General features: G+C 56.1%; 12 protein-coding genes and 2 pseudogenes. 6 read left to right on the top strand and 8 right to left on the bottom strand.

The genetic code is table 11. The features are described 5' to 3' along the window. Positions 1 to 58: 58 nt before the first annotated feature. Genes RGV33_RS11810 through RGV33_RS11815 form a run of 3 tightly spaced genes read left to right on the top strand, consistent with a single transcriptional unit; the run spans position 59 to position 3217 of the window. Positions 59 to 1285: a tyrosine-type recombinase/integrase gene (locus RGV33_RS11810; protein ID WP_169859583.1), complete on the top strand. Its 1227-nt coding sequence runs from the start codon at positions 59 to 61 to the stop codon at positions 1283 to 1285. Continuing rightward, the gene (locus RGV33_RS34230) at positions 1282 to 2226 is read left to right on the top strand and encodes a tyrosine-type recombinase/integrase (RefSeq protein WP_153425779.1); all 945 of its coding nucleotides are present in this window, start codon (positions 1282 to 1284) and stop codon (positions 2224 to 2226) included. Before RGV33_RS11810 ends, RGV33_RS34230 begins: the two co-directional genes overlap by 4 nt. Beyond that, on the top strand, positions 2219 to 3217 hold the full coding sequence (locus RGV33_RS11815; protein ID WP_322144364.1) for a tyrosine-type recombinase/integrase: 999 nt from the start codon (positions 2219 to 2221) through the stop codon (positions 3215 to 3217). Before RGV33_RS34230 ends, RGV33_RS11815 begins: the two co-directional genes overlap by 8 nt. A 76-nt stretch (positions 3218 to 3293) precedes the next feature. Here RGV33_RS11815 and tnpC read toward each other — a convergent pair. Beyond that, positions 3294 to 4267, bottom strand: a pseudogene (gene tnpC, locus RGV33_RS11820) (IS66 family transposase); the annotation flags it as partial. Positions 4268 to 4329: 62 nt separating this feature from the next. Further along, on the bottom strand, positions 4330 to 4665 hold the full coding sequence (gene tnpB / locus RGV33_RS11825; RefSeq protein WP_146218524.1) for an IS66 family insertion sequence element accessory protein TnpB: 336 nt from the start codon (positions 4663 to 4665) through the stop codon (positions 4330 to 4332). 992 nt (positions 4666 to 5657) lie between these two features. On the opposite strand from tnpB, the pseudogene RGV33_RS34235 reads away from it, so the two are divergent. From RGV33_RS34235 to RGV33_RS34245, 3 genes and pseudogenes are all read left to right on the top strand, one after another. Then, positions 5658 to 5903, top strand: a pseudogene (locus RGV33_RS34235) (methyl-accepting chemotaxis protein); the annotation flags it as partial. A gap of 210 nt (positions 5904 to 6113) precedes the next feature. After that, positions 6114 to 6809, top strand: coding sequence for a methyl-accepting chemotaxis protein (locus RGV33_RS34240; RefSeq protein WP_416152119.1), 696 nt, complete (start codon positions 6114 to 6116; stop codon positions 6807 to 6809). A gap of 32 nt (positions 6810 to 6841) precedes the next feature. Beyond that, on the top strand, positions 6842 to 7030 hold the full coding sequence (locus RGV33_RS34245) for a hypothetical protein (protein WP_169859584.1): 189 nt from the start codon (positions 6842 to 6844) through the stop codon (positions 7028 to 7030). A 26-nt stretch (positions 7031 to 7056) separates the two neighbouring features. Here the strand turns inward: RGV33_RS34245 and RGV33_RS11840 are convergent, their stop codons facing one another. The 6 genes from RGV33_RS11840 to RGV33_RS11865 all read right to left on the bottom strand — a co-directional run bounded on the left by RGV33_RS11840 (position 7057) and on the right by RGV33_RS11865 (position 11885). Then, positions 7057 to 8448: a tyrosine-type recombinase/integrase gene (locus tag RGV33_RS11840; protein ID WP_153425777.1), complete on the bottom strand. Its 1392-nt coding sequence runs from the start codon at positions 8446 to 8448 to the stop codon at positions 7057 to 7059. Positions 8449 to 8744: 296 nt separating this feature from the next. Further along, positions 8745 to 9923: a tyrosine-type recombinase/integrase gene (locus RGV33_RS11845; protein ID WP_106118489.1), complete on the bottom strand. Its 1179-nt coding sequence runs from the start codon at positions 9921 to 9923 to the stop codon at positions 8745 to 8747. Between the two features lie 259 nt (positions 9924 to 10182). Beyond that, positions 10183 to 10404 carry a hypothetical protein gene (locus RGV33_RS11850; RefSeq protein WP_322144366.1) on the bottom strand — a complete coding sequence of 74 codons (222 nt, stop codon included), beginning with the start codon at positions 10402 to 10404 and terminating at the stop codon, positions 10183 to 10185. A gap of 36 nt (positions 10405 to 10440) precedes the next feature. Beyond that, positions 10441 to 10980: a hypothetical protein gene (locus RGV33_RS11855; protein WP_322144367.1), complete on the bottom strand. Its 540-nt coding sequence runs from the start codon at positions 10978 to 10980 to the stop codon at positions 10441 to 10443. A gap of 49 nt (positions 10981 to 11029) precedes the next feature. Then, positions 11030 to 11386, bottom strand: coding sequence for a hypothetical protein (locus tag RGV33_RS11860; RefSeq protein WP_322144368.1), 357 nt, complete (start codon positions 11384 to 11386; stop codon positions 11030 to 11032). Between the two features lie 52 nt (positions 11387 to 11438). Beyond that, positions 11439 to 11885 (bottom strand): hypothetical protein, encoded by a 447-nt coding sequence (locus RGV33_RS11865; RefSeq protein WP_322144369.1) that lies wholly within the window; start codon positions 11883 to 11885, stop codon positions 11439 to 11441. Between the last annotated feature and the right edge of the window lie 14 nt (positions 11886 to 11899).

Genomic DNA, 11899 nt, shown 5'->3' on the forward strand with positions numbered 1-11899 from the left:
ATTGACGCAACATAAATTGCAGCGCCTTGGTAGACCTTCATCCCCTGGAGTGTCTGCCATGTTCGAGAATATCTATTCTTCAAACGCTGCCTGTAAACGCCATCGTGCGGGATCGCTGGCCGCTGAACGCGAGCGATATCTACAGCACTGTGCTGAGCAGGGCTGTACGCATGCCTCCCTTTACTTGAAGGCGTGCTGCTTGCTTTGGATCGCCGAGCGGATGCAGCCAAGCGACCTCAATGCAATCAATTCGTCACGGCTGCGCCAGATCATTCACGAAGGGCCATTGCCGGCCAATTCTCCTGCAACTGCTACGACGTTGATAAACACCGCAAGACCTTGGTTAAAGTTCCTAGGATGGTGGCAAGAGCCAACGGCGGAGCCAATTCCATTCGAGGAGAATCTTGAGCTTTTCGTCTCGTGGATGCGGGATGAACGCGGTTTGACACCATGTACCATCAGTCAATGGCGCAGTCGAGCGGCAACCTTTTTACGCTGGTGCTTCAACACAGGCCGCCGATTTTCGACGCTTAGCCCCGAGGATATTGATGCCTACTTCATCACCTACGGTGCGCAACGGTGGTCGCGAATTTCGGCAAGGCACGTCGCAACAATGTTGCGGGTATTCCTGCGCTACGCGGCAACGCAGGGAACATGCAGCAGTACATTGGCCGACTCGATCCGTTCCCCGCGACATTACGCCCTAGAGTCACTTCCCTATGCACTGAGCTGGGAGGATGTTCAGCGAGTACTCGCAACTACAAATTCAAGTTCTGAACGCGATGTGCGCGACCGAGCCATCCTGATGCTTCTCGCCATCTACGGTTTACGCCGGGGAGAAGTTGCCGCACTCCGGTTGGATCAGATCGACTGGGCTGTTGGCCAATCGCGTATTTGGCGATTGAAGCGCCGTCAGCCGCAGGTTTACCCATTGGTCTCCACAGTAGCTGAGGCATTAGCGCAATATGTCGACACAGTGCGTCCGAAGGTACTGCACCCTGAGATCTTCATCCGAATTCGGGCGCCGCGAATCCCCATCTCCGCTGCAGGTCTATACAACATCGTCAGCGGCAGACTACGTCTGCTCAACATACAAGCTGCACATTTGGGGCCGCACGCACTTCGACATGCATGCGCGGCCAGGCTGCTCGCCAATGGGCTGAGTCTCAAGGAGATTGGCGACCACCTTGGCCACCGCAGCACATCGGCGACAATGACGTACACCAAGGTGGATCTGGTTTCGTTACGTGAAGTCGGTGACTTCGACCTGGGAGACCTGCAATGAGAACCTTGGACGTAGTCAATGCCTACGTGGCTGTCCGTCGTGCCCAAGGCGTGGGCCTGAATAGCAGTGCCAGAGTGCTGCGTCAGTTTGCACGTGAGACTGGAAACCTACCGCTCCCCGAAGTTACTCCAGAGGCAGTAGCCGCATTTCTGCACGGGAACGGTGAGCTAAGCGCTACGTGGAAGACGAAGCGAGGATTACTTGTTAGCTTTTATCGCTTCGCAATCGCACGTGGCCACGCAACGATCTCGCCCCTGCCGGAACGACCACCACAGCTTCCACCGGCACAGACGCCCTATGTCTATGCCACCGCAGAAATACAGCACCTGTTAGATGCCACTGTCATACTGAGTACCTCGCTCAGTCGCCTTCAAGCTGCGACATACAGAACCCTCCTGCTGATCCTTTACGGTGCTGGGTTGCGCGTCGGCGAGGCGATCAGACTAAACCTCTGTGACATCGACCTCGAGCAGCGAATCATCACCGTTCGTGACACAAAGTTTTATAAGACAAGGCTGGTGCCGATTGGGCCCAGGCTGGCATCGAAACTGCGAGTCTATCTACGACAACGTTGCGCGCTAGCACTTCCACTAGGCCAAGACTCTGCCCTGCTGTGCACTCGTACTGGCCATCGCCTGAACTACCAATACGTCATAACTCTGTTCCAACGCGTTCGTTTGGCGGCAGGCATTGCTCGCCCAACAGGCGAGCTACGGCCTCCGCGCCTCCATGATCTGCGGCATACAGCCGCCGTACATCGTGTACTGGGATGGTATCGCACCGGCAAGGATGTACCGCGGCTGTTGCCGCAATTGGCAACGTATCTGGGGCACGTCGACATAAGGTCGACTCAGCGCTATTTGCACATGACTCCCGAACTGTTGCACGAAGCGAGTCGCCGATTTGCCATTTATTCAAGCCAGGAGATTGATCATGATTGACCGCAATCGCCTCGGGGCATGGGTACGTCGCTTCTTGTTGGAGTATCTGGTCGCCGAGCGCAACCTTTCCCACAACACTCAGATCAGTTACCGCGACACGCTGACCCTCCTGCTTCCATTTGTCAGTCGAAAAGCCTCGGTGGCAATCGACCATTTGTCGGTGCTCGACATATCGCCCGCCATCGTGCGCGCATTCCTTGAACATGTCGAACACGAGCGCGGTTGTGGCATTGTCACGCGCAACCAGCGGCTCTGCGCGATTCATTCATTAGGGCGTTTCATTGCTATGCGATCGCCAGAGCATTTGGAGTGGTGCACAGAGATCCGTTCTATCCCGTTCAAAAAAACTACCCAGACAGTCATCCACTACCTCGACAAGCCAGAAATGGAGGCTCTGCTCCGGGCACCTAATCGAGCTACGAGCCAGGGGGCACGGGACTATGCGATTTTGCTTTTTCTATACAACACCGGCGCCCGCGCTGACGAAGCTGTCTGCCTCAGCGTTGGTAATTTGCAACTTGGGACTTCACCCTCCGTGCGCATTCTGGGTAAGGGAAACAAATGGCGCGTCTGCCCCCTGTGGCCAGTAACAGCTGCCGCGCTGCGGCCACTCATCGTTGAACGTAGAACAGAAGATCGCGTATTCATAGGTCGTACCGGGAATCCCATGACTCGATTCGGCATGTATCGTGTTGTGTCGGTGTATGGACGAGCAGCCGGCAAGCGGGTTGACTCCATGCACGGCCGGCGCATCAGCCCGCACACTATTCGACACACGACCGCCGTTCACCTGTTAAGAGCCGGGGTCGATATCAATACAATTCGGGCCTGGCTCGGGCATGTCTCCTTGGACACAACCCACATCTACGCGGAAGTCGATCTCGAAATGAAGGACAAGGCGCTTGCATGTTTGGACGTCACAAATGTGCCTGAGGCTGTGCGCCTGCGACCGAACTCAGCATCTCTCATGGCGTTCATGCGAGGGCTGTAGCATGAATTTATGTGCCACTTTTTGCGCCGAACTCCCGATTGGGAGGCGGCGCCTCTTACCCCCGCAACATAACTCAGGCCGCAACATAACCGGCGAAATCATCGCAAACCAGCTTGCCGTTCCATTGCCCAAGGAAGTTGCGTGCATGCTCACCCGCACGGCTCGGGCTGAAGTCGTAAACCACTGCTTTAAGTGCCAAAAACGGCGTTGTGCAGTAGGCCCAGACATAAGCACGATGGGTTTTCTTTTCGCCCGGCGCGAGCATCTGCACTGGGGTTTCGTCTGCGTGAATCACGCCTTGGGCAAGTACCGTTTCACGCAGCGCGTCGACCAAGGGCTGGAGTTGCACGCCGGTTTGGCCGACCCATTGCGCCAGTGTCGAGCGGGCGATAGCCGGGCCGGCGCGGCCCAAGATTTTCTCTTGGCGATACAGGGGCAAATGGTCGGCGAATTTGGCCACCATCACGTGAGCCAGCAGCCCTGCGGTCGGTATGCCCTTGTCGATGACCTGGGCCGGAACCGGTGCCTGAGTCAGCATTTCACACTCGCGGCAGACCCATTTCCCGCGCACATGCTGCTCCACGATGAACACGCCCGGCGTGTAATCGAGCTTTTCGCTGACGTCTTCGCCGATCCGCTGGAGCTGGCATCCGCAGGGGCATTGGGTGTTGTCTGGTTCGTGATAAATCACGGTACGCGGAAACTGCGCAGGCAATGGAACACGCTGGGCTGCTTGCGTGGCTCTGCCGGCGCAGCCGGCGGATTCAACGCCTTCAGCTCGGCTTCAATGGCCGCGATGTCTGTGTCGAGCAGGTCATCGAGCAGGCTGCCTTGAGCAGGGCTTAATTGCTCACTGCGCTTAGCAAACTTGTTACGTTTGAACCAGGCGATTTCGTGGGTGAGTTGCTCGATGATGGTTTGGTCGCGGTCGTTCTTCTTGCCCATCCTGTCGACTTGCTGTCCGAGCGAATCAACCTGGGACAGCAACTGCGCCGCGAAGGCGCGCAGTTGGTCGGGGCTCATCTGATCGAGATTGGGCGAGGAAGTCATGCCCTGGATTTTACCAAAGCAGGTCGTTTGCGGCAGTAGGCCAAGGAGCTAATTACAGCTTTTTAAAGCAGTGTGATTACACCGCCAGCCCCAACACGCTGCCAAGGTAGGCCGAGCACCAACGCTTGAAGTTGCTCGGTATCCAGCTCTATCTCGCAGCCTTGTCGAATGCCGGGCCAGTGAAACTTTCCTTGGTTCAATCGGCGAGCAGCCAGCCAGACTCCAAACCCGTCATGCACCAGCACTTTCATACGAGTGGCGCGGCGGTTGGCAAACAGATAAGCGCAGTGCGGCTTCGCCGCACCGAACACCGCGATCACCCTGGCCAGCGCAGTTTCAGTGCCGGCACGCATGTCCATGGGCTCGGTGGCAAGCCAGATGGCGTCGATGCGAATCATTGCGTGAGTCCACGGACAAAGCGGGCACAGCCTTCAGGATCAGACGTTGGCCATTTCACTGACATCGATTGCTCGCCAAATGGCAGCTCAATAATCGCCGACCCTTCTGCCTGCCGTTTGGGTGTAGCTCTCAACGGAACGAAAGCTCCGCCAGTGGGCATGTTTTCCTGTTCCTGGGTGCACCACCACTAGCGTGAAGAGGGGATTTGTATGTCTTTAGTGAGCCGGCTACTGGGTAATCTCTCGGTAGGAGCCAAGCTGTCGATCGGTTTTGGGTTGGTGTGCTATTCACTCTCGGGGTGGGGATTACCGCCTTCCATTCTTTGAGTCTGTTAGGGCTTCGTGGTGAACAACTTCGTACCGAGGATTGGATTCAAACGTTGATCCTGCAGGCTCGTATCGCGGAAAAAGAATATGCGCTGAGTCTTTCTCCTCAGGCGCAGGATCAAGTGCGAGGGGCAGCTGAGCAGCTCACTCGGCATTTTGATGGCCTCTCCCAAAAAAATAGCGCCGACATCGCGATGCGGGATGCGTCCAGCGACTATTTAAAGCAGTTCCTAAGTTATGCCGAGTCTCTTCAACAAGCACGAGAGGCTCGCATGCGCATGCAAACACTCGCGCAGACAGCGGGAGAAAGCTTCACCTTGGTATTTCTCGACCAGTTGGATGCGTTGAGTGTGCAACAGGAACGAGGTACCCCTCCGGACAGCGGGCAACTGTTGTTGCTGGAACAGACCACTGCTCTGCGTGACAAGCTGGCCAGGCTCCGTGACAGTGAGCTGTATTATTCGTTGGATGGTGAGGAACGCTTCCGTAGCGATTGGGAGATGAGCATGAGCGACCTGCTGTCTTCGATGCAGGTGCTCAATCTCGATGATCAGGAGAAGGTTTCGCTGCAGGCTGCAAGTCACGCACTGGGAGATTATCGAAAAGCATTCGAACAGTTTGTTGCCAGCCGCAAGCAAAGCGCTCGTAGCAGCGAAGCGATGAACATGCAAACTCAGCAAGTCAGCGAGTTGTTGGATAAGGCCAACCAATTTCAGAGCCAGGCGATACAACGCGATAGTCGCAACGCATACAGTCAGCTTGGCCTCATTAGTCTACTGGCGTTAGCGCTGGGCATTGGCGCGAGTCTATTAATACGTCATTTGATACTGCAGCCGTTGCGTCGGGCTGTTCATCTGGCCCAGCAAGTTGCCGCAGGTGATCTGAATTGTGTGCCTGATGGTGCAAGCGTTCGGCACGATGAGCTTGGGCAGCTATTGGATACCGTCAATAGCATGCTAGGTAGTCTGAGAGGCCTGGTGGGTCGAATTGGTACCGGGGTAGGCCTGCTCAATGGAACAGCAGGGAGCCTGGCAGAAGTTATTCAGCGCAGCAGCCGGGGAGTTGAGAGACAACGACAGGAGACTGAAATCGCCGCTACCGCAATGCAACAGATGAATGCGATGGCCGGCGAAGTCGCACGTAACGTCAAGGACGCCAGTGCTGCAGTAGCCCTTGCTGATGACCAGGCGCGCGAAGGTGACGACTTAGCACGCCAAGCGGGGTCCAAGATCAACCAACTGGCTTTGGAAATGACCGGCTGCACTGACGCAATGCAATCGTTGCTGGCAGAAAGTACTGCTATTGGCGGCGTGCTTGATGTGATTAAAGCTGTAGCAGAACAGACTAATTTACTGGCGTTAAATGCGGCCATAGAAGCCGCGCGAGCAGGAGAGCACGGTCGTGGATTCGCTGTAGTAGCTGACGAAGTGCGTGGTCTGGCACGCCGCACGCAGAGTTCTACCGCCGAAATCGAAGACTTGATCAGTCGCCTGCGTGGCGTCGCCCAGCAGGCAACTGAACGGCTACAGGGTAGCCATGCACTGACAGGTGAAACAGTGATCCTTGCTGGTCAGGCATCTCAGGCGTTGACACGAATTACTCGCGCCGTTTCGAGCATTGAACAGATGAACAAACAAATCTCAGGGGCCGCGGAGCAACAACGGGTTTTGGCGGAACAGGCTAGCCAGAACATAGTTCGGGTGCGCGAGGTGGCAGAGGAAAGCGCCCAAGAAAGTGAGAAGTTGCAGATTTTGACGCTTGAACTCCAGCGGGTGGATCAGGAGTTGAATGCAGCGGTCGGTCACTTTCGCACATAAATATTAACGATTAAGGCGAAAGATGATCGTCGTTGGATGGCAGAATCAATGTCGAGCAGGCTGCCATGGTTGAGGCTCAGTTGTTCGCTGCGCTTGGCAAGATTGTGCCGCTTGGGGATGGCGATTGGTGGGGGAAGTTGTTCGTTGATCGTTTCAAAGCGTTGGATTTTCTGGCCCATGAAATCGACTTGGGACAGCAGCTGCATCACCTGCTGGGGTAAAAATGGCGGAGGTGTGTCTCAAGTCCCTACAAACCATCCTGGTCGATCATGATCTCAGAGAGCTTCTCGCTCAGCAGGCTCCAGGCTGCTTTTTTCTCTTCGGCATAATCATGATGTAAGTAGTGTCGGCGGACCCGAGAACCTGCGAGCACATGGTTCTGGCAGCGATCTATCACGTCAAGGCTTATGCCCCAGGCTTGCATCATGGTTGCTCCTGTTCGTCTCAAGTCATGGGGTGTCCATTCCCCATTCGCACCATCGGACAACACCAGGGTGTCATCATGTCGGCGACGGGAAAGCGGTTTGCGATTTTTGAAGCGTGATTGGCGGTCTCCCACCTGTTTGCTGACGACCTTGAGATCGACATGCCCATCATGATGCTTTGCGGGGAAGCACCATTGAGAGTGTCCCGTAAGCAACCGAAGCTTGCTGAAATAGTGGGTCACAAACGCAGATAGGAACACGTGGTGGTCCTGCTTCTTTCCACGGCTGCCTTTGACGTTTGCCACGGGAATAAACCAGACGCCATTTTCTAGGTCTACGTTTTTCCATTCGGCTTGAAGCAGTTCACCGATCCGGCATAGCGTTCCCAAACAGATCCAGAGTGCAAGTTGGGACTCTGGTTTGAGTGGGCGAATCCCATCGTACTTTTCGCCAGCAGGTAGTGCTGCATAGTCCGCAGTCATTTTTTGAAAGCGCTGGTGTAGTTCTTGAAGTTCGCTAGGGGAGAGGATCCGGGTTCGCTCCTCCTGGTAGTCGCTGGGTACCAGTTTGTTGATTTCGATCAAGTCTGCAGGGTTTCCGTCAATCAGCAGTGTTCGCCATGGCTGGCGCTTCTGGGCCCATCCAAACATCTGAACGATATCCGAAAAAAGACTGATTGCCTGACGAGTAGCGCCGCGAGCCATTACGGACCGCACCAGATTCCGCAGGTCATGCTCACTAATTGAACTGATGACTTTTGAGCCAAGGGCGGGGTAAAGGTCTTTCGCGAACTTTCTCCGTAATTCAGCATTACCATCCTTGCGCGCCACACCATCGCGAAGCCATTCTCCTGCGAGCTCCAGCAGCGTTAGCTCCTTAGACTTTTGCCGATCGGCCTCCGCGAGTTGAGCAGCCAGCTCCGCTTTTTGTCTGACCTTCCCGGCGCGCTTGTTTTCATTAGGATTGATCCCTTTGGCTACAAGGTCTCGCGCTTCGTTGCGCTCCTTGCGGATTTCGGTCAACGACTTGTTTGGCCAGGTGCCGCAGGAAAAGCGGGTGTAAATACCTTCCCAGCGAAACTGGAAGTAAAAGGGGATTGCGACACCTTTTTTGCGGAGCGAGACCCTGCCTGATAGGCTACCTTCGTCGCGTATAACGGTGCCGACATCTTGCTCAGTGAGTGCTTCTAGTTCTTTGGCGGTGAGCTTGGCCATAATCAACCTCCTGAGAAATTTACTCCCACATTTACTCCCACGGATCCGTCAGCTAAGGGTAGGTCAGGATAGCGGTTGTTGGAAGAGTTAATCGCTTAAAGGTCTTATTTTACTGGGGTTTATGATTCTATAGAGGTGTTGTGAGAACTATGGATGTCTAGTGCTTAACTGAATGGGGTGCTAGGGGTCGAGTGTTCGAATCACTCCGTCCCGACCATATTTTTCAATGACTTAGGCCAATGTTCACAGCATTGGCCTTTTTCATGTGCGTGACTTTTGCGTGACTTGTCGTTTTCTCACGCCTGCTTCCTCTTCAAGATTGTCAGAACCGGCCCGCGAGAATCGGTTGCTGATACCATGTTTGCAGCTTCGATCAGATGCCCGAGTTCAGCGCCCGAGTAGTGACTGGTGATGCTGCCGTTCTTGTGCCCCAGAAGGGCCTTGCGATCTTCTTCGGTTACGCCTGCCGCACGCAGGCGGCGGCCAAATGTGTGCTTGAGGTCATGAATCCTTATGGATGCATAACCTGGGTGAGCGGGGCGAAGGTTTTCCTCCTGCCAGAGTTTCGCCGCTCTCACCCGCGCCTTCTTCCAGGCCGAGTCGTTCATACGGTGCATAGCGGTACCGTTGTAAGGGAAAACCCATTCCTTGCTGATACCGCGCTGCTTTTCAATGATCGACCTGGCCACGCTATTCAGCACCACCAGCCTCTCGTCACCGTTCTTCACGCCGGAGCGCTCATGCCGGCCACCGAAGTCGGCCGGTATCAGAAATACGCTGGTGCCCAGTTCCGGTACCGCGATCTCCCAATCCCACCTCAGCTTGCAAACCTCCTGCTCCCGCGTCCCAGTGTTCACCTTGAACAGCGCCATCGTTTGCAGGTGGGCCGGCAACTCTCCAAAAAGAATTGATTGCTCCGGCCACGACATTGGGTACGGCTTGCGGCTCGATTTCTTCTCTTCCAGTTTCGTGAGCATCGGCACGCTATCCAGCCACGGCCTACGCTCATCATCTCTCCACTTCCTGGCACACAACGACAAAACCCGAACCACACGCTCGATCGAGATATTCACCGTTCTGTTGCTGACACCTTTCTTCACCTTTCCGCATTCCAGCTTCTTTGTCGCCAGCCTGTCCTTGATGAAAGGCACCAGGGCTTGGTCATCAATGTGGGTCAGCGGCATGTCGCCAATGAAAGGATCCAGCTGTGAAAGGTGATGGGCAGATAGCTTGATTGACGGCTGGTCTTTGAACTCCAGCAAGAAGCGAGTCGCCGCCTCCCGCCAGATTCTCACCTTCTTTACTCCATACACCTTCTGTTGGCGGATCTGCTCAAGCCGGTAGATCAAGTAGCGCTCCGCTTCCTCCCGGTCACCAGTTCCAGTGCTTTCGTAAAGTCGTTCTCCGTTGATTTTCTTGTCGATGTGCCAGATACCTTTCCGCTGAGAGAGGCCTGTGATCGATTTTCGCGCCATGATTTATCTCCTTTCTGGCGCTCGCTGCGGGGCGATTGTTGCTCCGTTGCGCCTTTTTTATCAATCGACTTTGCCTCGACATATGCCGTTGCCCAGTCGTCAAGCTCCTGCCGATCGAACCCTACGCCGCGGCCGCCAATGGGAAATTCGCTCACGTAAGGCCGGACGGTTTCGTCGAAAATTGCGCGACACATACCTAAATAGCCTGGTGCTTCCTTTGCTCGTATGAATCGGGGTATCAGTTGCTGTGCCCCCATAGCTACCTCCCGCCGGCCGCAGTGGGCCGCGCTGTCTTGATGATGTGAACGACCAGGCTGAAGGTGACCAGCATCCAGCCGCAGGTGCCGGCGAAGGCGTAGAGGATGTCGGCTGTTTCGCCGTCCGCCAGAAGGTGGGGGCCGAGCCAAAAGAACCAGCAGCCGCTACCGACCAGGTACAGCAAAGCGCCCAGCAGGATCAGGGTGAGTTTGATTGCGAACATATGGTGTCCTTGCCGCGCTGGGCGGCAGAAGGTTGGTTAGGTGGTGGCTTTCTTGATTGCGGCCCGCGCGTCGAACATGGCGTAGTACAGGCGGTGGAAGATCGCGCAGCTCGGATCTTCGTGATCGTCTCCGCCGTGTTCGAAGATGCCGTCGATGGTGCCGCTATAGTTGCTGGCAATCTGCTCGCATTCGTCTGCCACTTGGGTGAGCGCTGTCAGTGCTTTCAGCAGTTGCTCGCTGCTGGCGCGTTCCTCGCGACCGATATCCCAGAACCGCTGACCCCAGTGATCCGCTGGCGGCGGGTTCGTGTTCTGGGCGCCCATGGCCAGAGCCCCGACAATCGCGTCACACAGGTCGCGCTTGTAGGCGTTGTCGCCGTCGATACTCAGGCCGCGCCGGCGCAGGGCGCTGACCACATCGTTTCGATCCAGGCCCTGATCTTCCAGGATGATGTCTCGCTCTGGCTCGCCCGGGGTGACAATGACCAGGGCAAGCTTGGCGCCTGGCGGGCAGTAGCCGCTGAGTTTGACCAGGGCGTCGTTGGCTGCTTCGTGAAATCGCTGAACTGCTGACATAGGAATACCTCGCCCGCCGCTCACCGGCAGGCATGTAGGGGGATTGGGGTTAGGGCTTGGCTTTCGAGGCGCGCTCGCAGTCGGCGGCCAGCTTTAACAGGTTGCGCGTGGTCGGCCTGAAGCCTTCCGTGTTCGGGAAGAACTGATGTTCATGGCCGTCCGGGTAGACCGCGAAAGGGCCATGCCAAGGCCAGTGCGACAGCCAGTCAGCCCAGGTGGTGAAAGCGTCCTCGCCATCACCCTGCCAGTCAGTTCCGCCACCAACGGATAGGACGTGACTCACCCGTGTGTTTTGCTTATAGGCCAGACGCGACGGCTCATCCTTGTCGATCCAGGCCCGGCGATAGACAGACGGGCAAAGACGCACAAGGCCCTTGCTCAACTTCTTCTCGATGCGGGCCTTCATGGCCTCGGCCCCTTGTAGATGAAGACGTAGGCGAACCAGAGGGTGGCGATCATCAGTAATCTCCCCAATTCAACCCCTGGATGTATTCGCTCGGGATGGTCACGGCCTCGGTCGGCACGGTGCTTTCGACTTCATGGTTGCCGAAGTAGCCGATTGCCGCCTTCGCACGCTCCATGGACAACTGGGCATGCTTCATCTGCCATGCTTTGCGGGCCTTGTACGAGCGCAGTGCCAGCGCCTTCTTGGTGTAGGCGAAGCGCCGACCCCACTCGCCACCTTCTTTCAGCACGCGCTTGCGACGTTTCTTGATCGCCTCAGCAGTCCAGCTGTATTGAGGACCTTTGACCATCGCGCAGGTATGGGTGTCGCCGATGTAGTAGCACTGTTCGGTTTCGCCGATCACCTGGTAGGTGATGCAGTGAACCTCAACGCCTTCTGGGCCGATGGTGTCGATGAAGCGGTAGTGGTCCGGCCAGGCTTTCGAAGTTTCTTCAGGCATGACTTCGTCCTTGC

Origin of the sequence: Pseudomonas sp. Bout1 (assembly GCF_034314165.1) — a bacterium.
GTDB lineage: Bacteria > Pseudomonadota > Gammaproteobacteria > Pseudomonadales > Pseudomonadaceae > Aquipseudomonas.

Excerpts from the sequence above, each read along its gene's own strand:
- RGV33_RS11845 (WP_106118489.1), bottom strand. The coding sequence starts at position 9,923 with ATGGCGCGAAAATCGATCACAGGCCTCTCTCAGCGGAAAGGTATCTGG.
- RGV33_RS34240 (WP_416152119.1), top strand. The coding sequence starts at position 6,114 with ATGGCCGGCGAAGTCGCACGTAACGTCAAGGACGCCAGTGCTGCAGTA.
- RGV33_RS11850 (WP_322144366.1), bottom strand. The coding sequence starts at position 10,404 with ATGTTCGCAATCAAACTCACCCTGATCCTGCTGGGCGCTTTGCTGTAC.
- RGV33_RS11855 (WP_322144367.1), bottom strand. The coding sequence starts at position 10,980 with ATGTCAGCAGTTCAGCGATTTCACGAAGCAGCCAACGACGCCCTGGTC.
- RGV33_RS11815 (WP_322144364.1), top strand. The coding sequence starts at position 2,219 with ATGATTGACCGCAATCGCCTCGGGGCATGGGTACGTCGCTTCTTGTTG.
- tnpB (WP_146218524.1), bottom strand. The coding sequence starts at position 4,665 with ATGATTCGCATCGACGCCATCTGGCTTGCCACCGAGCCCATGGACATG.
- RGV33_RS11810 (WP_169859583.1), top strand. The coding sequence starts at position 59 with ATGTTCGAGAATATCTATTCTTCAAACGCTGCCTGTAAACGCCATCGT.
- RGV33_RS11860 (WP_322144368.1), bottom strand. The coding sequence starts at position 11,386 with ATGAAGGCCCGCATCGAGAAGAAGTTGAGCAAGGGCCTTGTGCGTCTT.
- RGV33_RS11865 (WP_322144369.1), bottom strand. The coding sequence starts at position 11,885 with ATGCCTGAAGAAACTTCGAAAGCCTGGCCGGACCACTACCGCTTCATC.
- RGV33_RS34230 (WP_153425779.1), top strand. The coding sequence starts at position 1,282 with ATGAGAACCTTGGACGTAGTCAATGCCTACGTGGCTGTCCGTCGTGCC.
- RGV33_RS11840 (WP_153425777.1), bottom strand. The coding sequence starts at position 8,448 with ATGGCCAAGCTCACCGCCAAAGAACTAGAAGCACTCACTGAGCAAGAT.